This is a genomic window from Methanosphaera sp. WGK6, from assembly GCF_001729965.1.
Classification (GTDB): domain Archaea; phylum Methanobacteriota; class Methanobacteria; order Methanobacteriales; family Methanobacteriaceae; genus Methanosphaera.
This window is the reverse complement of sequence record NZ_JRWK01000003.1, coordinates 25,888-49,674: the sequence shown is the minus strand read 5'-3', so window position 1 is coordinate 49,674 and position 23,787 is coordinate 25,888. Positions and strand designations below refer to the sequence as shown.

Below are 23,787 nucleotides of genomic sequence, written 5' to 3'. Positions count from 1 at the left end.
CTTATATATTTACCTTCTAAATAAAAAGAATAAAAAAGATTATTCTTATTCTTCAGTTTCTTCTTCACCAGTAGGTAAATATTTTTCAACGTGTTCATCTTTTACACGTTTAAGTTCAGTTGTAGGTAAGATGGATAATAATTTCCAACCTAAGTCAAGAGTTTCTTCAATACCTCTGTCTTCATCTTTACTTTGTCTGATAAATTTATCTTCAAATTCATCAGCAAATCTTAAGAATTTTCTGTCACGGTCAGTTAAAGCTTCTTCTCCAACTACAGCTGTTAAATCACGTAAGTCACGACCTTCTGCATATGCTGCATATAATTGGTCTGAAACTCCACTGTGATCTTCACGAGTACGTCCGTCACCAATACCCCCACTCATTAATCTTGATAATGAAGGTAATACATCTACAGGTGGATAAATACCTGTTCTGTCTAAGTCACGTCCAAGTACTACTTGTCCTTCTGTAATATATCCTGTTAAATCAGGAATAGGGTGAGTAATATCATCCTGTGGCATTACAAGAATAGGCATTTGTGTAATTGAACCATCTTTACCGCGTATACGTCCTGCACGTTCATACATACCTGCTAAGTCAGTGTACATGTAACCAGGGTAACCTCTACGTCCTGGTACTTCGTTACGTGCTGAAGAAATTTCCCTTAATGCTTCACAATAGTTTGTAATATCTGTAAGAATTACTAATACGTGCATTCCTTTTTCAAATGCTAAGTATTCTGCTGTTGTTAAAGCCATTTTAGGAGTCATGATTCTTTCAATAGCAGGATCGTCTGCTAAGTTCATGAAAACGGTTACTCTTTCAAGAGCTCCTGTTTGTTCAAATTCATTCATGAAGAAGTTTGCTTCTTCGTGAGTAATACCCATAGCACCGAAGATTACAGCGAATTCACTGTCTTCTGCAAGTACTTTTGCTTGTCTTGCAATTTGTGCTGCAAGTTCATTGTGTGGTAATCCAGAACCTGAAAAGATAGGTAATTTTTGACCACGTACAAGGGTGTTCATTCCATCAATGGTAGAAATACCAGTTTGAATGAATTCAGCAGGGAATTGTCTTGCAGCTGGGTTCATTGGAGAACCATTTACATCCAATTCTACATCAGGAATAATATCTGGTCCACCGTCGATTGGTTTACCAATACCATTGAAAATTCTTCCTAACATATCAGTGGATAAACCTATTTTTGCTGTTTCACCAGTGAAACGAACTTTTGTTGATTCAGTGTTAAGGTTACTGGTACCTTCGAATACTTGAACTACTGCAATATCATTTTGTACTTCAAGAACTTGTCCGGTTCTATTTTCTCCAGAAGGTGTTTCAATTTCTACAATCTCGTTGTATGCTGCACCTTCTACACCTTGAACAACCATTAAAGGTCCTGAAACTTCTGTTACTGTAGTATATTCTCTTGTTTTAATATCTACATCATTCATTGTCCAGCCTCACTACATTCTTTAGTTATACGATTTCTTATATCTTCAACTTTTGCATCAAATTCATCTTCAGGTACATATTTCATTCTGTCAAGATCTACTCTTACATCTAAGTTTACAAGTTTAGTTACATCTGCACCATCAGCTAAAGCTGCTTGTGCTGTTGTGTTGTAAAGTAAGATAGTTTTGAGCATATTGTATTGTTTTGATGGTGAACAGTATGTATCTGTGTCATCAAATGCGTTTTGTTGAAGGAAGTCTTCTCTTAACATACGTGCTGATTCTAGTGTAACTTGGTCTTTTTGAGGTAATGCATCAGGACCAACTAATTGTACAATTTCGTTAAGTTCTGATTCTTTTTGTAAAAGAGCCATAGCAGTGTTTCTTAATTCACCCCAATCTGCACCGATTTCAGTGTTCCACCAGTTGGTAATACTATCAACATAAAGTGAGTAACTGTTTAACCAGTTGATAGATGGGAAGTGACGTCTGTCTGCAAGTGATGCATCTAATGCCCAAAATACTTTTGCAATACGTAAAGTGTTTTGAGTTACAGGTTCGGATAAGTCACCACCAGGAGGTGATACTGCTCCAACTACTGTTACAGATGCTTCTGCTTTGTGAGCACCAATTGTAGTTACTCTTCCTGCACGTTCATAGAATTGTGCTAATCTTGAAGCTAAGTATGCAGGATATCCTTCTTCACCAGGCATTTCTTCAAGACGTCCAGAAAGTTCTCTCATAGCTTCTGCCCATCTTGAAGTACTGTCTGCCATAAGTGCTACATCATATCCCATATCTCTGAAGTATTCTGCAATAGTAATTCCTGTGTATACACATGCTTCCCTAGCTGCTACAGGCATGTTTGAAGTGTTTGCGATAAGAACTGTTCTGTCCATTAATGGATTTCCTGTTTTAGGGTCTTCTAATTCAGGGAACTCGGTAAGTACTTCAGTCATTTCGTTTCCACGTTCTCCACATCCAATATATACTACTATATCAGCATCTGCCCATTTAGCTAATTGTTGTTGTGTTACAGTTTTTCCTGAACCGAATGGTCCTGGCATAGCTGATGTTCCACCTTTTGCAAGACAGAAGAAAGTATCTTGTGCTCTTTGTCCAGTTATAAGTGGTACATCTGGATCTAATTTTTCTACGTAAGGTCTTCCTACACGAACAGGCCATACTTGCATCATTTGAACTGTTTCTACACCGTTTTCAGTTTCAACTTCTGCGATGTCTTCAACAATGTTGTATTTACCTTGGCTTACAATTGATTTAATTGTACCAGATATTGTAGGTGGTATCATAATTTTGTGTACAATAGCAGATGTTTCATCTACTGTACCAATGATGTCTCCACCATTTACTTTGTCGCCTACACTTGCTGTAGGTTTAAATTCCCATTCTTTTGTTTTGTCTAGTGCTGGTACGTCGACCCCTCTAGGAATGAAGTCTCCAGATACTGCTTTAATTTCATCTAATGGTCTTTGAATTCCATCATAGATAGCTTTAAGTATACCTGGACCTAATTCTACTGAGAGTGGACCACCAGTACTTTCAATTTTTTCTCCTGGTTTAATACCAGCAGTTTCTTCGTAAACTTGAACTGTAGCTGTGTCGCCGTGAAGTTCAATAATTTCACCTATGAGTCCGATGTCACCTACACGAACCATTTCGTGTACTTGGGTACCTCGCATACCGTCACCGATAATAACCGGACCTGCAATTTTAATAATTTTTCCTGTGATCATTTTACCATCTCAACCCCAATAACTCTTTTAATAAGTTCATTCATTGGGTCAGTTTCTCTTTTGTGTGAGCCTGACTTATCAGGTACTTCTATTATCATTGGTAATGCTTTAGATCCGGTATATTTTGTAATATCGTCTCTTAATTCATCCCCAATTTTTTCTGTAGTGATAATGATAGAGTATTCATTATCTACTAATTCTTTTAAAGTAGATTGTGCTTCATCTTTATTATGTACTGGGAATCCACTTTTGATTCCACCTAACATAAAACCAGTTACGGTATCTGGATCTGCCATTATAGCTATATCATTTTTCATAATAACATCTCCTTAATTTCGGAACTTGGTATTGCAGATCCTTTTTTACTTCTTGCAATAATTTTAAGATTTTTAATTTCAATTTCTTTTTTATTCATGAAACCTACTATTGGACCTACACCAAATGGTTGTTTCTTAAAGATATTTTCTGCCATTTTTCTTTCATATGTATCTAATGCTTCATCAAATACTGTGATAGATTGTGTTGCATTAAATTCAGGTATGTGATCTACAATGATACTACCATATTCTGAACTTTCAATACTGCTTAATAGTGAATTCATATCTTCTGATTCCATGAATTCTTTAAGTTTCCAATCACGTAATTGATATCCACTGTTTATAACATATGGATTAATTTGATCATATGTAAGATTATCAGCTTTTGCTCTTAAGATAACTTTTATGTTAGCTATATCTACTTTAGTTCCTATGTAACTGTGTAACATTCTAGTGTTATCATCAGCTTGACTTGCTGATTTTGCTAGTAATCTTTCATAGTAGTAATTATCTAAAGCTGATTCTAATGTTAATAATGTTTTATTTTCATTGAAATCAGGTAAAGCATCTTCTAGTATTCTTGAGTATGGTGTTCCTTCAAGAGCTACAATTAAATCTTGAACAGTGTTTGCTTCAAGTAATTTATCTTGCTGGTTTTTTAATACACCATAAGGTACTAATAATTCACGAGTTTCTTCATCGTTTAATTTTGCTTCTTTAGCAATTAACACACTTTTAATGTTTTTAATATCCCATTGATCTAACATTAAATCAAATGTTGGTTTTAAATCTTTAGGAGCAATTCTTGCTAATAAATCATATGTTTCAGCTAAATTTGCATCTAAAGCTTGTTCAATTGGGTATTTGTCAACAAATTTTGCATAATCTTTGTGTCCTCTTAAGTAGTTTTTTACTTCATCAAGAGTTTCGGATTCAGCTAATTCTGTGATTTGTTTTTCATTAAATATTTTACCTATTTTTGCTCTTACCCTAGCATTAGGATAAGTATATGGGTAATATTCCATTAAAGGTCTGAAAGTTATTACTACAATTATTGCTCCAATTACAGCAAGTACCACAACTAATAATGCAATGAATGACTCAGGAGAGAATCCGAAAGATGTTATTAATCCTGTAATGCTTTCTTCCATTTAATTCTCCTCCGTCTAACTAAATAGTTTTTTAGCAACCTCTGATCTTAGATGTTTTCTATATCGAAGCATACGTGCTTCTATGGTATTTTTTACTTCTACTTCACCATCAACAGTTTTTACAACTGCTCCACCAATAACATCTATTGGTTCTCCTATGATGAAAGAAGTTTCTTTACCAGTTTCTTTTGTAACATATTCAGATACTTCATCAATCATAGCTTTTACGTTATCAACATCATCTGCTCTTACGAGTATTTCAAGTTGATTTCCGCCTACTTGTATAGAAGCATCTTTAATCATTGTTTTTAAAGATTCCACATAATTTGCGGAATTTTCAGATGCTAGTTTTTCGATTTTTTCTGATGCTACTCTAAAAGCTTTTTCAATTAACTCTTCACGAGCTTCTAATTCTTTTCTTCTTGAGCTTACTTTTGCTTCTGAAATAATTTGTTGGTATTTCATTTCAGCTTGTTTTTTAGCGGAAGTAAGAATTTCTTCTTTTTCGTTTTGAGCTTGAATTTCTCCATCTGCAATTATTTTTTCACTTTGAGATGTTGCTTTGGAGATTATTTCATCAGATTTTGCTTGAGCATCTGCTTTTATATTTGATATTATTTTATCTGCTCCAACGCTCATCTATGTTCCTCCAAAAATTTTTAAAAGGCTAGAATGCCTTTATATTTTAAATCTATGCTCCGAGTATTCCACCGAATACTAATAATAAGATAGCGATAAGGAAACCGTAGATAGCCTGAGTTTCAGGAATAGCTGTAAATACTAAACCTTGTGCAAACATACTTGGTTCTTCTACTACAGCACCTACTGCTGCGGAAGATGCAATACCTTGACCCATACCTGAACCAAGACCACCGAAACCAACGGATGCTCCTGCACCAATTGCTACTAAACCTGATGTTACTCCTAATGGAGATCCTCCCATAATTCCTGAGAATACTAATAATAAGATAGCGATAAGGAAACCGTAGATAGCCTGAGTTTCAGGAATAGCTGTAAATACTAAACCTTGTGCAAACATACTGGAATCTTCTGCTACTGCACCTACTGCTGAGGAAGATGCGATACCTTGACCGATACCTGAACCTAATGCTGCAAATCCTACTGCTACTCCTGCACCAATTGCAGCTAGGGCTGAACCTAATGCTAATTCTGCTGCCATGTTATTTTCCTCCAATTTAATGAAATTTAATTTTTTTTGAATAATTTTTTTTTAAATAAATATAACTAAAATATGATTATTTTTTTATTTTAGTATAAGTTCTTTCTGCCTTGAATGGCTCGAAAAGTTCACTACTTCCTTCATAGAAGTTACCGAAGAACTCTACAAAGTGTAAACGTAAAGAGTGTATAGCTGCACCCATTGATTGGAATGCAATGTTAAATAAGTGTACTGCTAAGAATACTAATATACCTATAATGATACCAACATATGGAATCATTCCAGATAATAATTCACATAATAAGTTAGCAGTCATACCAATACCACCAGTAGATAGACATAATGCTAATAATCTGGAGTATGATAATACATCACCAATAAATCCAAATACATCCATTACACCCATTGGACCTGCACCGTATAATAATACTAATAAACCAATTACTAATACTACTAGGAATGGTATTAATCCTGCAATTAAGTAAACTAAAATTGATAATTCAATTATAATCCAACATAATTGTCCACCACACATTTCTTTGTAATTACTTCTTTTAAGATTATCAATAATACCAAAGATAAATGCGATATTAAGGTGTATTAAACCTATAGCAAGTGCTAAGATTAAAATATTTTCTGGATGTGCGAATGCATTAATATCAGGAATTACTGTAGGTAATGCTGCACTTGAGTCACCCATTATAAACCTAGGTATAAAGTCTCCCATGAAACCTCCAGTTAACAGACCCAGTAATACTGTCCATAAACCCATTTGTACGAGAATTACTCCAAATGATTTGAAAGTTTTACTTGATTTACCCATACCTGTATATAATATTCCTCCTACAATAGCTAGGATTATTCCATAGAAAGCATCGGTTAAACAGTAACCGAAGAAAAATGGGAAACATATAGCCATAATGATTGTAGGATCTATGTCTTTATAGTTTGGTGTAGCATACATATTTACTAATAATTCGTAAGGTTTTGCAAAACCAGGGTTTTGTTGTTTTACTGGAACTTTATTTTCATCGATTTCTTCTTCAGTAGGATCTTCTACTTCAATGATACTGTGACCATCAGTGATTTCATCAATTAATGATAAAGTTTCTTCAACATCATCTTTGACTACCCAAGCTTTAAACATTTTAGTAGTGCTAGTTTCACCAAAGTGTGAATAGATTTCAGTTCGTTCTTTTTCAACTTCTAATTGTTCATTTATTACTAGTAAATGTTCTTTAGAACGTTGACTAACTTCTCTGATATCTTTTAAACATTGTTTTCTTTCATTTTTGTATTCATCTAGTTTACTTTTAGATGCTTCGATTATTTCATCAGATTTACCACTTAAACCAGTGACATCTAATTTTTCAAATTCTAAACGTCTAAGTACACCAGATATTTCTTCTTCAAATTCAGTTGCAGATACAATAATTATTGGTGTGTATACTACATCAGAGTCTGAATTTGATGAACCTTCAAATATCTCAACTCTTTCAGTTACTTCTTCAATTTTTGATTTAGCTTCAGATAAATGTTCTGCAGGTATTCTACCAGATATAACTTTTGTGTATTTTGTATCTTGTAAATATGCAAAGTCTATATCGAAACTACTTAATTGAGTTGCAACATTTAAAGAGTCTTTATATTTTGTTTCTTCAGTTCCAATTTCATTCATACGTGACTCAATTGGACTGAGAACTGCATCAACTTTACTGATAATTTCTTCAGCCTTATCTGCTAATTCTTCAGAAGAGATATCTTCCACGTCTTTAGCAATGATTTCTTTAGGGCTGATAAATCCTTTAATAACATCAACCATACTTTTTGATTGCTCTGCAGATTTTAATGTATCAAGGATACTATTACATTTCATTGATAATGATGCTATTCTGCTAGCAACTAGGTCTTGTTTAGATACATCTAATCCGGAATATTCCTCTTTATTTTGGATGTCTTCAGATAAATCATCAATTTGAATGACTCCTCTTTCGTGAAGAATATCTATTACTGGTTTAGTGTATTGATTCAAAGTTACTATGCTTAATTTTTGCATTCTTGCTGACCTAAACATAGTATTACCCCTATAATACAGTTTCAATTATTATTTCAGCTGCGTCATCCACATTATTTTCGGATCCTCTTAAGGATGCTTTAATGTCAGATTCAGATTGATTTGTAATGATTACAGCTTCTTTACCTGCTTCTTCTTCTTTAGCTAGTAAAATATGTTTAGCTTCATCTTGAGCTTCATCTTTTGCTGCTTCAATACTAGAATCTACTTTTACACGAGCTTCTTGGATCATTTCAGTTGATTTTTTATTTGCTTCTTCTATCATACTATCTGCTTCAGACTCGGCTTGTCTGATAGAACCGATAGCTTCAGAAATATTTGCCATTCGTAAATCACCCTTTATATGACCTGTTTTTTCTATATTATTATACTCTTAAAATAAATTGAATTTGATTTTAAAAATTTTATTTTATCAAATACATGAGTATAAAGATTGTATTAATAAATTTAGTTTAAAATTTTTAATTAACCAAGTATCACCTCAATATAGACATGAGAACTTAAAATTTAACATAGATTTGTTGAAATATACCTATGAAAAATTCTAATCAGTTCATAAAAATATATCTTATAAGAATATATATTTGATGTTATTAGTTATATAATTTTATAATTATTTAGTATAATCATATCTAAAACATTAATCCTCTTGAAAAATTTTTTTATGATAATGTGTAAAGTAATTTTGAAAATGAAAAAGAGTGATGGTGCATATTAATATTTTTTAGATAATATTTTATCTGCACCTGTAGTTATTCTTATTATTGGTTTTGCTAAATGACGTCTAGCTTCTGTTGGTACTTCATAAAACCCACACTCAATGTCTCGTGAAATAGGTTCTTTAATTTTATCAGCATCCCTTAATCTTTTACTACATTTTGGACACTTAAATCCCTTATTCTTACCTGCTGATTTCATACGTTTTCCACATTCACATAGAGGATTTTTATAAGTATATTGTGGTTCTATCTCGTTTATCTTAAATTTTTCGATATTTAATGTATGATTATCATTTAATCCACCATATATTGTTAATTTATCACCTACACAAAGTTTTCGGACAATATCCCTAAATGATTTAGTTGGTTCAAATGCAGCACATTCCAGTACATCTGTCCCATCACTTACTTTAAAAAAGACATGTCCTCCTTCAATATCATATGGTGCTTGTATAACTTGACAATCAAATGAATAACAACCTGTATTTACCATATCTTTTATTTTAACATTATATTGAATATGCATATCAGTATGTTGATTTGTTTTAAAAATACAGTAATCTTGAATTTCTTCATATGATTTTACCAAATTATGTGCTTTTTCTACTATTTCAGGAGTATTTCCTCTTATACCATATAATACAGGACATGGTGTATGTGGTTCTATTGCTGCATAGTTTTCTTCAATATCTATATTATCAAATGTTTCAGGATATGTTTGTTCATTCATATAAAAAATACTTTCATCATCCAATTGTCTTTTTGTCCCATAATTTTCAGGTATTCTATATGCTAGACATTCAAATGTTTGATCAGTTAATTCAATACTTATTGCAGCTATTGCTCCAATAATACCTCTACCTTTCTTGAATTTATGATATTTTGCACCTATTTTTTTAGCAAATTCTTCAGCATACTCTATAGTATATATAGAATATATTGCGGATTTTGCATACTGTCTCATTTCCTCAGTCACTTCACCTTCATAGAATATTACACCAGGATTTGTGTTAATTCCATCAAACATAGCATATTTTTCAACATATTCTAAAACTATATTTTCCACTAATTCTACTTCTTCTGAAGTTAAATTAACAACAAAAGATAATGCTCCATTACCTCTTGTCTTATAACGTGCGAAAGGATTTAATCTTATTAACCTAGGATAATCTAAAGGTTTAATTCCTAGTTCTTCTAGTTTTCTAAGTATAATACAGGTTAAATATGTAGTACACATTCCTTCTGCAGAATCTGTATCATCAATACCTACATGTAATTTTATTGATTTTTCTGAATTCAAAGTATTTTCTCCATAATAAAAAAATGTATTTTTCTCTATTATAATTTTTATAAGAAAAAATATATATTATATATTATGAAAATAGATAATTTCCAAATTAATCGTGAAAATATATTAAATGATGTAAATACATTACTTACAACATATGGTTTTCAAACATCAGATATATATGATAGAAGTTGTTTTGATATATTAGCTAGGAAAGATGATATTCTAATCATACTAAAAATTCTAGTTAATATTGATAGTTTAACAGCAGCACAAGCAGAGGAATTATCTAAAGTAGCAGGAACCTTTCTAGCAAGTCCTATGATTATTGGATTTAAATCAAAACATAATTATCTTGAAGAAGATATTGTATATGAAAGATATGAAATTCCGGCAATTTCACCTCAAACATTATGTAATATTATAGTAAATAATATTCATCCAGAATTATTTGCTAAACGTGGTGGATATTATGTTAAGATTAATGGAAAATTATTGAAAGAGTTACGTGAGAAGAAAAATTTATCACTTAAAGAACTTGCAGATATTAGTCATGTATCTCGAGAAACAATATATAGATATGAACAAGGTAATTCACAAACATATCCTGAAACCGCACTTAAATTAGAAGAAGTTTTAAACAGTCCCATAACTCTTTCAATTAACTTACTAGAATCAGATAATATTAATTCTTTAGATAAAAGAATACAAGAACCAATAGAATTAATAAAACTAGGATATGATGTGAAAACATCAAATAAAACACCTTTTGATGCCATATCCGAACAACAACATGCTAGCAAAGAATTAACCAAACTTAGACAAAAATTAGAAAGTAAACTAGATGAAATAGAAAAACTTACCAAAGAAATTAATAAACAAGCCAAAAATAATAATATTCTCATTACTAATATGGAACGTAATAGAAATGAAAACAAATTAAAACAAATTGCACATCAAACAGAAGATATTTCCTCCATCACAGAAAATGATGCTTTGTTTGTATTAGAACATAAACAAGAAAAAGATTTTATTAATAAAACACCCGTTATATATACATGGGAACTTAAAGATATGAATAAAATTGAAGACCTATTAAAATTAATAAAAGAAAGAAAAAAAGAAGCTGAACATTCATGATTTAACTTCATTAATTATACCTAATGTTTCTTCAGCTTCACTTACTTTAGCAAGTCCTACACAAACAGCATCTAAATAATCAATATCTTTTATAAAATCATAAGCCTCTCTTGGTTTAAGAATACCTGTAGCTAAAGTTCTATTAGCAATAATTTTCTTATCCATATTTTTAAGCAAAATATTTATTTTATCCTTATTCTCATTATTTAAGAAATTACAATCCATCATATAACCATAAAAATTTAATGGAAATAATAAAACATCAAAATCATCAATTATATCAGAATTAGAAATTAAAGGCAAATTATTAAAAGGAGTTCTTGTTTCAATTCCAGGAACATAACCATTATTTCGTATTTCATTAAGCAAATTAGAAATAATAGTATAATTATCTTCTTTAATAGATTCATCCACAAATATACCATCCAATATAACTGTAGATGTATTATATTTACTAAATAACTCAAGATCATCATCAAAATTAGTTCTATCAGTCATTCCAATAACATTCCATTCATTACCATTTGATTCAGAAATATCTAATGCTTTTACTAAATCATTAGATTGTTTTAATAAAATTTCATGAACCCCCATTTCATATACTTTATCTAATATTTCAGCAATATTTTCAGGTTGATTCTGAAAATCTAATTCATATAATCTTGTTCTATGTCCAAATTGGGGTGCAAAAAGAAAAGGAGAACTACCCAATATTACTTCACTAAATGTCATTCTACAAACCTCATTTTTTTTAATAATATTTTTCTATATACTACTATATTAATTAATAAATCCTATAGAAAAATCCACTTAACATAATTATATTTATAATAAAAAAAACATATCTAATAATTGAATATTAAACCCATATTTTTTAAAACAAATAAAATAATCAGAGGTTTAAATTACTTTATTTTCTTAAATTTTATGATGGAAACAATAAATCCAACAAATCAAGATAATTAATATAGAAAGGAGACAAAACATGTCAAAAGTATTAGTAGCTGATAAAATTAATGAAAAAGGTGTAGAAGTTTTAGAAGGATCTGCCGAAATTGTAAATAATCCTACAATAACACCTGAAGAATTATTAGAAACAATTGACCAATACGAAGGAATAATTGTTAGAAGTAGAACCAAAGTAACCAAAGAAGTTATAGAAAATGCTAAAAACCTAAAAATTATTGCAAGAGCAGGTGTAGGTGTAGATAATATAGATGTACAAGCTGCAACAGATAATGGAATTTTAGTAGTGAATGCACCACAATCCACATCAATAACAGTAGCTGAACATGCTATGGGTTTAATGTTATCATTAAGTAGAAAAATAGCAATAGCAGATGCATCTGTTAAATCAGGAAAATGGGAAAAAAGTAAATTCATGGGAATGGAATTAAAAAATAAAATTCTCGGTGTTATTGGTATGGGAAGAATCGGAAGTGAAGTTGTAAAAAGAGCAAAAGCTTTCGAAATGGATGTAGTAGTGTACGACCCATATATATCTGATGAAGTAGCTAAAAACTTAGGTGTAGAAATAGTAGAATTTGAAAAACTCATAGAAGTTTCTGATGTGATGACAATCCACGTTCCTTTAACACCTGAAACTAAAGGATTAATTTCTAAAGACCAATTATACAAAATGAAAGATCATGCAATAATCCTCAACTGTGCTAGAGGAGGAATTATAAATGAAGATGATCTTTATGAAGTATTAAAAGAAAGACCAGAACTAAAAGCAGGACTTGACGTGTATGAAAATGAACCTTTAAAAGAAAGTCCACTACAAACACTAGACAATGTAGTTTTAACACCCCACATTGCTGCATCTACAAAAGAAGCACAACGTGATGCTGCCATAATTGTTGCAAAACAAGTGAAAGAAGTAATAAATGGCGAAACACCAAGTAACGTATTGAACATGCCCATAGTAGATTCTGAAACATTTCAAAAACTAAAACCATACTTTAAATTAACAGAAAAACTAGGTCAAATATTAGTACAAACAACCACTGCAAACATATCTGAATTAAACATAGTATATAGTGGTGAAATTTCAGGTAGAGCTAAAGAACCATTAACCCGTGAATTATTAAAAGAATTCTTAAATCCTATATTAACAGAACCAGTAAACTCAGTAAATGCTAAATCTGTTGCAAAACAAAGAGGTGTTAAAGTAACAGAAGGTGAAACAGAAGATAGTGGAAAATATGATGCTACTATAAAAATTTCTGTAAAATATGATGACAAAGAAATGACTATTGAAGGAACTGTTGAAAACAATGAACTTAAAATAATATCCATTGATGATTATGATATTAATTTAACATTTGAAGGTTTAATGGGTATTGTAAAATACACTGACTTACCAGGCACCATTGGAAAAATTGGCAATGTATTAGGAGATTATAAAATAAATATTGCTGAAATGAAAGTTGGTAGAAAATCAGAAGGTGGCGAAGCTGTAATGGTTATTAAAGTAGATCAAGAAATAACTGAAGAAGTAGTTTCAAAACTTGAAGAAACAGAATATATTGATTTTGTGAAATCAGTGAAATTATAAATTAATTTCCCATCCCATTTCATTTTTTTAAAAAAAAATATTAATAAGAAAAAAAATTAACTATTTTTTAAACGCTCATTCTCTTTTTTTAGTTCTTCTATTTCAGATTCCATTTTTTTAATTTCATCATCAATTTCTTGAGATGATTTTGTAGTTATTGAGTTAACTTCGTTTAACTGTTTTTCTAAGTTTTTCTTAGATTTTTTAACATTTAACACAATTTCATCAATAGAATCTCCAGGTGTTTTATCTGTACGAACATCCACCTCCACATCATCACCAGGTTCATATTCTGGTGGTAACGGTAACTGTCGATTAATTATTTGTCCATTCACTTCAAATTCTAGATTAATCATTGCAGGTTGTTTTGATTCATTATTATTTATAGAATCTGTTGACGTGATAGTTCTATTTTCAAAATTATTTTCATTAGTCATATTTTTTGATTCCTCTTCTTCTAATTCATATAGTTCATTTAATAAATCTTCATCAAATAATTCCTTGTCAATATCTATTTCATCCCATTGTTTAATTTCAACTTCATCACCTAAATCAGTGATTGTGAAAGGCAAACTATTTCCATATGCATCATAAGCACATATAGTGTTTACAGTATATGGTCTACATATAATCATGTGAAAATATCCATTTTTACTAAAGAATGTTAAATCAGCATTTGATGGTTGAGCACTTGGTCCTGGATGACTATGTACTGATCCAACAGCATTTGTTGTCATTGGCATCATGAAAACTTGCATAACTGCACTTGTATCTGAAGCTTCAAAAGGTAAAAATATTAAACCTGTGACTTTTAAAATAGTTTTATTTATACTACCCGATAATAAAGCAACATATTCCTTGGGATCAGCATTCATTGCTATTTTTATTATTTCATCGATGACTTTTTGATCCACTTGTACTTCTTTTATTTCTTTATCATTACCTAAAAGTTTAGTGAGTCTGTTATTAATACTCATATTTTTCCTCCAATAAGCTAGTTAAATTATTTGATTAATGTTACTTCCTTATCTACATATATTTTATTTCTTGTAGATATAGTCTTTTTGTTTAATTTTGGATTATATCCTTCAATTTCTTTTTTTATCTTATATATAGCCACACCTCTTTTTTGCCATGTGGGTACGTGTGCTATATTAATATCATGTTCAAATAATAATTCATGAATTTCTGATTTATTTAGTTTATATAATATATTAGCGGTCTCATTACTAGAATTACTTTTATTTAAAGTAGCTTGAGCATATGAATTTAAACAATTACGCCATGCTTCATCTTGACGCCATTTAAAATAGTCTTTTTGATGATTTGCAGTTATAATTATTCTTGAATCAAAAGAAACTGGTTTTAATGTAGTTACATCTATATCAAATTTATCATTATTTAAAAACAAATGTTTCATAAAAGATGCGGTTATATATGAACAAATTACTGAATCAATTTTTTCAACACGACCATTAAATGGAATTTCATCCAATAAAATATTTATCTCATCAGAAAATGTGTAGATATATTTTGTATTAAATTCATTAGCTAAATCTTTAGATACATTTATAAATATATCCATTAATCTTATGTCAAATGGTTTTTTTAACTTTAATTGTTTTGTATATTTTGAAAAGGAACGTCCATCAATACGTAGGATAATTGGTAAATCATTTATTATTTTTAATTGTGAAAATTGTTCATATTTTTTCAATAAAATCACCATGTAAAAAATTTAAAAAAAAAGTATTAAATAAAAAAAAGAAGTAAGATAAAAAATCTTAACATTTGATTAAAAATATTATGATCCAATTTGGATTGTTTTAGATAATTTATTCAATAAACTTGCTGCTGAAAAAGCAGCTAACATACTTGTTTTAGGATTATCAGGACTACTTACATTAGAAGTAATTGTTACTAATTCTCCAAAAGAACCTTTAAGATGAATTTCATGTGTATTATTTTTTACAGATGCATCCGCTATTATTTTAACATCAGCATCAATTCCAGATGCTAAACTTAATGTTGAGGATACATTAATATTTTTAGGAAATTTATTAACTGCTTCAGATGCTTTTCCTTCGAATAATATTTTTTCTTCAGAATCATCTAATTCAACACCTAATGATAAAGGTGGTTTACGTGTAATTAAAGAAACTGATTCAACTTTATCCATAGTAGCTGCATTTACTGTATCAATACCTGTGATTGCTCCAGTAGGTAAATATATTCTTGCATTATTCTTTTCAGCTATTGATTCTAATTTATTTTTAAATTCAGAATCTAATAATGCACCTACACTCATTATAATTACATCAGTCCCACTTTCTAATATTTGAGGCATTGAATTACGAACAGCACCTTGAGCTGCAGATTCTAGAATTAAATCAGATTTCTCAATTAATTCATCGATTGTGTTAACTACATTACCATTAACTTTTTTTGATAATTTTATTGCATTATCTTTATTTAAATCATAAAAATATGCTAATTTAACATTTAATTTTCCATTTAATTGAAAATTTATCAATGTATTTGCAATTGATCCACAGCCCATTATCCCTATTTTCATTAAAATACCTCTTAATTAGCTTTAGGCATAGTTTTTTTAGGTTGTGATATTTTTTGTGAGTTAACTTTACTTGCTTGTTGTTGTGCTGATTGATACTGTGCTAATTTATTATGATCGATAATAATAATATCACCCACAGCTACAACCATTTCATAAGGTATATCAATTATTCCTTCAGTTCTAACTTGATTCATTTCTTCTTCTTCAGGTACAAGTCTCATTGAATTTCTTAAAACATCTCTTAAACCAACATTCCTATTGTCTTCTGTTAATGCTTTTGTTTTGAAAAAAGAAATTCTTCCTTTTTTAATATTTAATACTACTTCGCTTACTTTACCTATGTATTTTCCTTCTGTGTTGTAAATATTTAAGTTATAAAATGTAGATAAGTTTACCATATTTTCACCAAATGTATTTATTTCAATGTTGAATTTGAGATACGATTTAATATTAATTATATTGGTTTAATATCCCTTTTTTGAAATTTATCAAATAATAATTTCTAATCTATTAAATATATGTTTAACATATTATATAAAAATAACTTCCAACCACAATAAATAATTATGATTAACATTTAATTAAACATATAACTATTTAAAAAAATTAAAAACAATATAAATTAAAAAAAATAAATTATATACATAAGATTAACAATAAATAATTTAATTGAGAGATAAAATGTGGGATACAAGTAAAGATTATAGATTAAAAGTAGCTGAAAAAGCAATAGAACAATTTATTAGAGTAGTTGAAGGATCTAACTTAAGAGGATCATGGAATAAAAAACAAGTTCGACTTCTAGCTAAAAATATGAATCCAGACATTCAAACATTATACTATTCATATATTTCACCTGAAGAAATTACAAAAACTCCCCAAATGGATAATTTATTGAAAGCAGTGGATGAAATAATAGAAAATCTAGGTGGTGAAGATTATTCTAAGAAATTTTTATCTGAACTAAATAGAGACGAACGTGAAAAACTAGAACTACCTTTATCTAAAATGAAATTCTTTTTTAACACTATACGTGGATTACCTAATAGATTAATGCTTGGAGAAATAGATGATCCAGTAATTGGTGTAGATATACAAGTAGGAGAATTAGTTAGTGTAAGTAAACACCCTCAAACAGATACACTTATGATTTGTAATGTAAATCTAGGTAAAAGAGCAATTACTGTTGTGACAAATGATTTGAGTGTTAAAGATAATGATCGAATAGCCGTGGCATTACTACCACCAAGTGCATTTATGGGAACCAGTAGTGAAGGTATGTTCTTAGGTGCTGGAGAAGGCATATTAAAAGATGTTGAAGGAGAACTAGGAAGTCTACCTCAACATATAGATGTAACTGCTTTAAATGAAACAAGAAATCTTGTAGATCAATACATCCAAGACTAACTAATTATCCCACCTTTTTTTATTTATTTTATATGATTATTTATATCATCAATTTTATCTAGTAAGTTATTTAATTCATTATTTTTAATTTCAACATCCAATGAAACTAGGTATTGTTGATATATATTCACAAATAATAATACGATAATAAATACACCTGCAAGCAATAAAATTAATTCAGCAGAAATTTGACCAGAATTATCATTAAATATATTCATGATAAACCACTTAATCCAAGAACACTTTTAAAAATTAACTGTGATAAATAATATACAATTAATGAAGCAGGCATTATAACAAAAATATATCTTATTCCTCTCTTAATATTAGAATACAATATAATTCCCAGTAAAACACTTACTAAAATAGAATGTATGACTATATAACCACAACTAGCAATAGGTATTACTGATATTAATGAATTAGTTCTTCCCAAATATCCTATGAAATCAGAATATAATCTAATCATACCTAAAGCAAATGGTGTAGCAACAACTGAAGATATTATTAGAAACATGACAGACATCATAACATTTGCTCTTCGTTCTTTTTTTAACAAAATTATTTCACTTAAATCATCAGCTATATCTTCTAATATATCAGCTAAATTTCCTCCAGATTTTTTACTATAAATTATTATTTGAATAACATGTTTTAAATTATCCACATTATTCCTATCACCACAATCCAACAATGCTTTATCAAATGATTTCCCAAATTGTATTTCTAACATTATTCGCCTAATTTCATTATTTAAAGGAGTATTAGTATTATGTTCAGATAATTCATTTAATGCTGATTCAAGACCTAATCCTACTTTTAATAAGGAAGATAGTTGACGTAAAAAATCAGGTAACTCCTCATCCAATTTATCATTTCGTTGTTCAAATTTATATAAAAAATAAATTAAACTTAAAATTGAAGGTAGTAATGATAAAATTAAAATCAGAACTGAATATCCAAAAATAAATATAACAATTAAACTTAATAAAAAAATAACAAAACTAAACAAAATCACCCATGAAATCAAAGATTCAATTTCAACATAAAATCCAATAGTTATCAGATTATTTTGTATTATGTTTAATTTATCTTCAGATATACTTATTTTTACAAAATTACTTATCATATCCATTATTTTATTTTCCATAGTAATACTTTTTATAATTAAATGTATTACTTAAACTAATATATAAAATAGATATCTACCAAAATTCAAAAATTAACTTTTGATAAATATAAGTATTATTTCAATTGTAAAATAAAGAGAATTTTACATAAATAAACTTATTTTTGGAGAACACTCAAATTTTAAAAAAAAAGAAAACGAGAAATTATAAATTAAATTCTAATTTTTTATCCAAATTTTTAGTTAATACCTCATTATTCTTTTTAACAAGAACATCATCTTCAATACGTACACCAAATTCCCCTGGAATATAAATACCTGGTTCTGCTGTAACAATCATGTTTTCTTCTAAAACCCCCTCAGCATTAAAAGATAAATTGGGATTTTCATGAATATCCAAACCAAAACCATGACCTGTACTATGTATAAAATATTCACCATAACCATATTCAGTTATAACATCTCTTGCTGCTTTATCAACATCAGCTAATTTAACACCTGGTGAAATAGTATTTATTGCTGCTTTTTGTGCTTCAAGCACAATATTCCAAATTTCTTCTTGTCTTTCAGAATCTACGAATGTTCTTGTTATATCAGAACAATAATGATCATATTTTGCACCCCAATCAACAACAATAGGTGTTTCCACACGATTCATTGATGTTTCAGAGTGAGGTGAGCTTGAACGATTACCTGAAGCAACTATTGTATCAAATGCAGGTTTGATTGATCCATTAATAGTCATATCAAATTCCAATGATGCTGCAGCATATTTTTCAGTACTTGTGAAATCAATTTCCTTAATTGCATTTGATGCAATCCCAATAGAATTTCTTATTTTAGTTATTTCTTCTTTTGTTTTAGTTTTTCTTTGGTCTTCAAGTACTGTAGACAATTTAAGTAAATTGGTGTCATCTGTTAAAAATTTTAAGAATTCAAAATCAAGAGAACTTTCTACAGCAATAGTTCCATTTAATAGATCTTTTAATTCCCCTAATTTTCGAATATCTCTTGTTTCTATAGTTGATTGTTCTTCTGCATCAATTTTATCTATACTATTAACATATAATACAGGTTCTTCACCAATGATAAGATATGCAAAGCTAGATGGATAAAAATCAGAGATATATTTAATATTTTCTGGTTTGTATACGAACATAGAATCAATATTTTCTTCTTTTAATTGATTTAATATTTCTTCATTTTTCAAAGTATCTCCTCGGTTTAATATAATAATTTAATAAACTGAATTTTTTTCTAACTATAGTTTATAATATAAAAAAACAATTATTAAAAAATTATTATATAATAGTAAAAATAATATAGTTATACTTAAAAAGAAAAGTAGTTGATAATATGGTAACATTTTCAAAAATAGAAATTAAAGATTTAATAATATCAATCATAGTCATAACTTTACTATTTGCATATATCTATAGTAATGGTACGTGGGATATGTTTATTATACTAATTCCTATAACTTTAGTTACTGTTGGATTAAGTTTTATATTACATGAATTAGGACATAAGATTACAGCACAACACTATGGTTTTTTTGCAGAATTTAGAAAATGGAATTATGGATTAATACTTGCTGTGATAACTGCATTTATGGGATTTATCTTTTTAGCACCCGGTGCTGTTTATATTGGACCTTACACAGGATTTATTAGTGATAGAGAAAATGGTATTATCTCTGTTGCAGGACCTCTAATCAATATTATATTAGCAGTACTATTTTTAGGAATAGGTCTTATTATTCAACCATATGTTACTTTAAATAATATGTTAATGATATATTTAGCATTAACTTGTTCAATAGGATTCCACATAAATAGTTTCCTTGCATTATTCAATTTATTACCAATACCTACACTTGATGGTTCAAAAGTAATGAAATGGAATATACCTTTATGGCTTACAACAATTATTATTTCAGGAATACTAACATTCATATCACGTACAATAACATTCTTCTAAAACTAAAATCCCCCTTTACACTTTTTTAATAAAATATAATGCTGATACATTATCACTATTTTTTTTAATAGTAGTTTATCTATACACTATGTAAAATTTTATAAACTAATAGGATTATCCTAAATATAGATGTATTGTTTAATTATGAACTTTATTTTAAGAATTATCACCCATCCAAATTATATAAAAAAATAAAAAATAATATTAACAAAACTTATTATATAATAAAAAGAATTATAAAAAAATAAATTATTTAATCTGATTAACATGCTAAACGAATCACCTGTTAAATATAAAAAATCAACACACCGAACAATAAATCCAGAAAGAACTTTGGAAAATATTTCTAAAATAACAAAAGATATTGGTTTAACTAGAACATCCAATATAACCCATTTAGATAGAATTAAAATCCCTGTATTTACATCAGTTAGACCTCTTGCACAAGAAGGTGCAGTTAGTATTTATGCTGGAAAAGGCCCTACTGAAATACATGCAAAAGTTTCATCAATAATGGAAGCAGTAGAACGTTATTCTGCAGAAATACAAGGTAATGAAAACACTATTATCCAAAAATATAATTCAAGTGATTGTCTTAATCCTGAAACATTAATATTACCTCGTGATACATACCATGATGAAGAACTTGAATGGGTTGAAGGATATTCTATAAAAAATGGAAGTAAACTATACATCCCATCTAATGTAGTATACCACCCATATACTACTGAAAATATCCATCACATTTGCTTATCTAACACAAATGGATTAGCTTCAGGTAATTCAATAGAAGAAGCCATATTTCATGGACTTATGGAAGTTGTTGAAAGAGATGCATGGAGTTTATTTGAAGCATTTAAAGAAAATAAACCTGAAATTACTTGTGAAAATACTTCTAATCAATATATTGTAGAATTATTAGAAAAATTCAGAGAAGCTAATGTTTTTATTAAATTAATTGATTTAACAAGTGATAATGATATTCCTACAATAGGTGCTGTTTCAGAAGATTTATCTCTAAAAGATCCTGCTTTATTAACATTAGGTATTGGAACCCATCTTGATCCAAATATTGCAGTCATTCGTGCGATTACAGAAGTAGCCCAAAGTAGAGCAACACAAATTCATGGAACTCGTGAAGATACTACTCGTGCTAATTTACTTAGAGATACAGGTTATGAACGTATGAAACGTTTAAATAAACATTGGTTTAGAGAATCAGAGCATAAAATAAATCTTGAAAATATGCCTAATAAATCTAAAAATTCATTTAAAGAAGATATTGAAATAACATTAGATTTATTAAAAAAATCAGGAATTAATGATGCATATTATGTGGATTTAACACGAAAAATTAATATTCCAACAGTACGTGTGATTGTTCCAGGTATGGAAGTATTTAGTGTAGATACATCACGTATAGGTAATAGATTACGACCTAAAAATATGATATTCTAGAGAGGTATTCTATGAAACAAGTTATAGTTATGAGAACCGATTTAAAGATGGGTAAAGGAAAAATAGCTGCCCAAGCATGTCATGCATGTTTAGGTTGTTATAAAAAATCAGATAAGGAAAATATTAGAAAATGGGAATTTACTGGACAAAAAAAAGTTGTTTTAAAAATATCCTCCGAAGAAGAATTACTTAAGTTACATACACTGGTTAAAGAAACTAATTTAACTTGTTGTCTGATAACTGATGCTGGACATACACAAATAGAACCATCAACTAGAACATGTTTAGGTATTGGTCCTGGACCTGATGATGAAATAGATAAATTAACAGGTCATTTAAAATTATTATAATGGATGTGTTTTTAATAAAATGACAACGGTTATTAAAATTGGTGGAAGTTTATTTCCAAAATATATTAAGGATCTCTGTGATACATTGAAAAAATCAAGGGAAAAAATTGTACTTGTAAATGGTGGTGGTGCTTTAGCAAATAAATTAAGAGAATTTAACCAAGAATACTCATTTTCAAATGATACTAATCATTGGACAGCTATTGAGTGCATGGATATTCTTGGAAAACTTATTGCTGATAAAAATGAAGATATACTTTTAATAGAAAAAATAGAGGACATTTCTAAAGCTCATAAAAATAATAAAATACCATTATTATTAACATATGACCTTTTAAAAAAAGAAGATCCTCTTGAACATAGTTGGAATATTACTAGTGATTCTATAGCCTGTTGGATAGCACATCGAATAAATGCTAAACTATTAATATTAACAAATGTAGATGGTATATATAGCGGTAACATTTTCTCAAATAACAAAAAACTTATTAAAAAAATAAGTGCAAATAAACTATTACTTTTTGAAGAAACTTCAGTAGATAAATGTCTACCTAAATTACTAATTGATTATCATTTAGACTGTTATATAATGAATGGCAAATACCCTGATAGGGTGCTAGCTCATTTAAACAGTGATTATACAATGAATAATATTTATACATATATAGGAGGTAAATAACATGGCAGAAAAAATGATTTGTACTTCTTGTAAACAAGAAATTTCACCAATCGATGAATATGTTAAATTCCACTGCCCAGAATGTGATGCAGTGATTTACAGATGTCCTAAATGTAGAACTTTTGGACATGAATATACATGCGAATGTGGATTTAAAGGACCTTAAGTTCTTTAAACAAAATTAATAAAAATTTAAGGAGAAAAAATATAATGTCTGATGTAGCAGCAATTTTAAAAGTAATGCCTGAAAGTCCAGAAGTAGACTTAGAAGCATTAAAACAAGCAATTGAAAATGCAGTTGATGACGAAGCATTTGAAAACATTGCTGAAGAACCAATAGGTTTTGGATTAGTTGCATTAAATGTTACTATTGTAGTTGATGATGGTGAAGGTGGAACTGAACCTGCAGAAGAAGCAATAGCTGCACTTGATGAAGTACAATCCGTAGAAGTAACTGATGTTAGAAGATTAATGTAAATATCACTGATATTTACATAACATATCAACTTTTTTTTATAAAAATTTAAAATTTAATTTCATTCTATTTTTCATAAATTATAAGTATTACTAA

General features: G+C 29.0%; 26 protein-coding genes. 9 read left to right on the top strand and 17 right to left on the bottom strand.

What is annotated here, in order from left to right:
* Positions 1-45 precede the first annotated feature (45 nt).
* The 9 genes from NL43_RS02270 to NL43_RS02230 all read right to left on the bottom strand — a co-directional run bounded on the left by NL43_RS02270 (position 46) and on the right by NL43_RS02230 (position 9,950).
* Entirely contained in the window at positions 46-1,455 is a 1,410-nt protein-coding gene (locus NL43_RS02270) for an ATP synthase subunit B (RefSeq protein WP_069592429.1), read from the bottom strand.
* Complete coding sequence (locus tag NL43_RS02265; protein WP_069592428.1) at positions 1,452-3,209, bottom strand: ATP synthase subunit A; 1,758 nt, start codon at positions 3,207-3,209, stop codon at positions 1,452-1,454. Before NL43_RS02265 ends, NL43_RS02270 begins: the two co-directional genes overlap by 4 nt.
* Complete coding sequence (locus tag NL43_RS02260; protein WP_069592427.1) at positions 3,206-3,526, bottom strand: V-type ATP synthase subunit F; 321 nt, start codon at positions 3,524-3,526, stop codon at positions 3,206-3,208. Before NL43_RS02260 ends, NL43_RS02265 begins: the two co-directional genes overlap by 4 nt.
* The gene (locus NL43_RS02255; RefSeq protein WP_069592426.1) at positions 3,523-4,677 is read right to left on the bottom strand and encodes a V-type ATP synthase subunit C; all 1,155 of its coding nucleotides are present in this window, start codon (positions 4,675-4,677) and stop codon (positions 3,523-3,525) included. The genes NL43_RS02260 and NL43_RS02255 overlap by 4 nt, the downstream gene beginning before the upstream one ends.
* 15 nt (positions 4,678-4,692) lie before the next feature.
* Positions 4,693-5,316: a V-type proton ATPase subunit E gene (locus NL43_RS02250; protein ID WP_069592425.1), complete on the bottom strand. Its 624-nt coding sequence runs from the start codon at positions 5,314-5,316 to the stop codon at positions 4,693-4,695.
* Between the two features lie 52 nt (positions 5,317-5,368).
* On the bottom strand, positions 5,369-5,857 hold the full coding sequence (locus NL43_RS02245) for a V-type ATP synthase subunit K (protein WP_069592424.1): 489 nt from the start codon (positions 5,855-5,857) through the stop codon (positions 5,369-5,371).
* 76 nt (positions 5,858-5,933) lie between these two features.
* Complete coding sequence (locus NL43_RS02240; RefSeq protein ID WP_069592423.1) at positions 5,934-7,931, bottom strand: V-type ATP synthase subunit I; 1,998 nt, start codon at positions 7,929-7,931, stop codon at positions 5,934-5,936.
* A gap of 10 nt (positions 7,932-7,941) precedes the next feature.
* Positions 7,942-8,256, bottom strand: a complete 315-nt coding sequence (locus NL43_RS02235) for a hypothetical protein (protein ID WP_069592422.1) — start codon at positions 8,254-8,256, stop codon at positions 7,942-7,944.
* 389 nt (positions 8,257-8,645) lie between these two features.
* Positions 8,646-9,950: a DUF1743 domain-containing protein gene (locus NL43_RS02230; protein ID WP_371325638.1), complete on the bottom strand. Its 1,305-nt coding sequence runs from the start codon at positions 9,948-9,950 to the stop codon at positions 8,646-8,648.
* 75 nt (positions 9,951-10,025) lie between these two features.
* Between NL43_RS02230 and NL43_RS02225 the strand changes: the two genes are divergently transcribed.
* Complete coding sequence (locus tag NL43_RS02225) at positions 10,026-11,078, top strand: transcriptional regulator (protein ID WP_069592421.1); 1,053 nt, start codon at positions 10,026-10,028, stop codon at positions 11,076-11,078.
* Here the strand turns inward: NL43_RS02225 and NL43_RS02220 are convergent.
* Positions 11,073-11,810: a hypothetical protein gene (locus tag NL43_RS02220; protein ID WP_069592420.1), complete on the bottom strand. Its 738-nt coding sequence runs from the start codon at positions 11,808-11,810 to the stop codon at positions 11,073-11,075. The two genes, NL43_RS02225 and NL43_RS02220, sit on opposite strands and share 6 nt — an antisense overlap.
* 253 nt (positions 11,811-12,063) lie before the next feature.
* Between NL43_RS02220 and serA the strand changes: the two genes are divergently transcribed.
* Positions 12,064-13,638: a phosphoglycerate dehydrogenase gene (gene serA, locus NL43_RS02215; RefSeq protein ID WP_069592419.1), complete on the top strand. Its 1,575-nt coding sequence runs from the start codon at positions 12,064-12,066 to the stop codon at positions 13,636-13,638.
* Positions 13,639-13,694: 56 nt separating this feature from the next.
* On the opposite strand, the gene NL43_RS02210 is transcribed toward serA, so the two are convergent.
* From NL43_RS02210 to NL43_RS02195, 4 genes are all read right to left on the bottom strand, one after another.
* A complete protein-coding gene (locus tag NL43_RS02210) occupies positions 13,695-14,615 on the bottom strand; it encodes a Mov34/MPN/PAD-1 family protein (RefSeq protein ID WP_069592418.1) in 921 nt (306 codons plus the stop codon).
* 26 nt (positions 14,616-14,641) lie between these two features.
* Entirely contained in the window at positions 14,642-15,355 is a 714-nt protein-coding gene (locus tag NL43_RS02205; RefSeq protein ID WP_069592417.1) for a tRNA(His) guanylyltransferase Thg1 family protein, read from the bottom strand.
* Between the two features lie 87 nt (positions 15,356-15,442).
* Positions 15,443-16,213, bottom strand: a complete 771-nt coding sequence (locus NL43_RS02200) for an aspartate dehydrogenase (RefSeq protein WP_069592416.1) — start codon at positions 16,211-16,213, stop codon at positions 15,443-15,445.
* Positions 16,214-16,224: 11 nt separating this feature from the next.
* Positions 16,225-16,611 (bottom strand): PRC-barrel domain-containing protein, encoded by a 387-nt coding sequence (locus NL43_RS02195; protein WP_069592415.1) that lies wholly within the window; start codon positions 16,609-16,611, stop codon positions 16,225-16,227.
* A gap of 283 nt (positions 16,612-16,894) precedes the next feature.
* On the opposite strand from NL43_RS02195, the gene NL43_RS02190 reads away from it, so the two are divergent.
* Positions 16,895-17,620: a tRNA-binding protein gene (locus tag NL43_RS02190; RefSeq protein WP_069592414.1), complete on the top strand. Its 726-nt coding sequence runs from the start codon at positions 16,895-16,897 to the stop codon at positions 17,618-17,620.
* A 23-nt stretch (positions 17,621-17,643) separates the two neighbouring features.
* Here the strand turns inward: NL43_RS02190 and NL43_RS02185 are convergent, their stop codons facing one another.
* The 3 genes from NL43_RS02185 to NL43_RS02175 all read right to left on the bottom strand — a co-directional run bounded on the left by NL43_RS02185 (position 17,644) and on the right by NL43_RS02175 (position 19,959).
* On the bottom strand, positions 17,644-17,838 hold the full coding sequence (locus tag NL43_RS02185; protein WP_069592413.1) for a class III signal peptide-containing protein: 195 nt from the start codon (positions 17,836-17,838) through the stop codon (positions 17,644-17,646).
* Positions 17,835-18,770, bottom strand: coding sequence for a type II secretion system F family protein (locus NL43_RS02180; RefSeq protein ID WP_084790342.1), 936 nt, complete (start codon positions 18,768-18,770; stop codon positions 17,835-17,837). Before NL43_RS02180 ends, NL43_RS02185 begins: the two co-directional genes overlap by 4 nt.
* 184 nt (positions 18,771-18,954) lie before the next feature.
* Entirely contained in the window at positions 18,955-19,959 is a 1,005-nt protein-coding gene (locus NL43_RS02175; RefSeq protein ID WP_069592411.1) for an aminopeptidase P family protein, read from the bottom strand.
* Between the two features lie 146 nt (positions 19,960-20,105).
* Between NL43_RS02175 and NL43_RS02170 the strand changes: the two genes are divergently transcribed.
* The 6 genes from NL43_RS02170 (at position 20,106) to NL43_RS02145 (ending at position 23,693) form a co-directional block, all read left to right on the top strand.
* Complete coding sequence (locus NL43_RS02170) at positions 20,106-20,729, top strand: metalloprotease (RefSeq protein ID WP_069592410.1); 624 nt, start codon at positions 20,106-20,108, stop codon at positions 20,727-20,729.
* Between the two features lie 267 nt (positions 20,730-20,996).
* Positions 20,997-22,187, top strand: a complete 1,191-nt coding sequence (locus NL43_RS02165) for a YcaO-related McrA-glycine thioamidation protein (protein ID WP_069592409.1) — start codon at positions 20,997-20,999, stop codon at positions 22,185-22,187.
* A gap of 11 nt (positions 22,188-22,198) precedes the next feature.
* Positions 22,199-22,537, top strand: coding sequence for a peptidyl-tRNA hydrolase Pth2 (gene pth2 / locus NL43_RS02160; protein ID WP_069592408.1), 339 nt, complete (start codon positions 22,199-22,201; stop codon positions 22,535-22,537).
* Between the two features lie 19 nt (positions 22,538-22,556).
* The gene (locus NL43_RS02155; RefSeq protein ID WP_069592407.1) at positions 22,557-23,216 is read left to right on the top strand and encodes a hypothetical protein; all 660 of its coding nucleotides are present in this window, start codon (positions 22,557-22,559) and stop codon (positions 23,214-23,216) included.
* 1 nt (position 23,217) lies between these two features.
* Entirely contained in the window at positions 23,218-23,382 is a 165-nt protein-coding gene (locus tag NL43_RS02150; protein ID WP_069592406.1) for a zinc finger domain-containing protein, read from the top strand.
* 44 nt (positions 23,383-23,426) lie between these two features.
* Positions 23,427-23,693, top strand: a complete 267-nt coding sequence (locus tag NL43_RS02145) for an elongation factor 1-beta (RefSeq protein ID WP_069592405.1) — start codon at positions 23,427-23,429, stop codon at positions 23,691-23,693.
* The last annotated feature ends 94 nt before the right edge of the window (positions 23,694-23,787 follow it).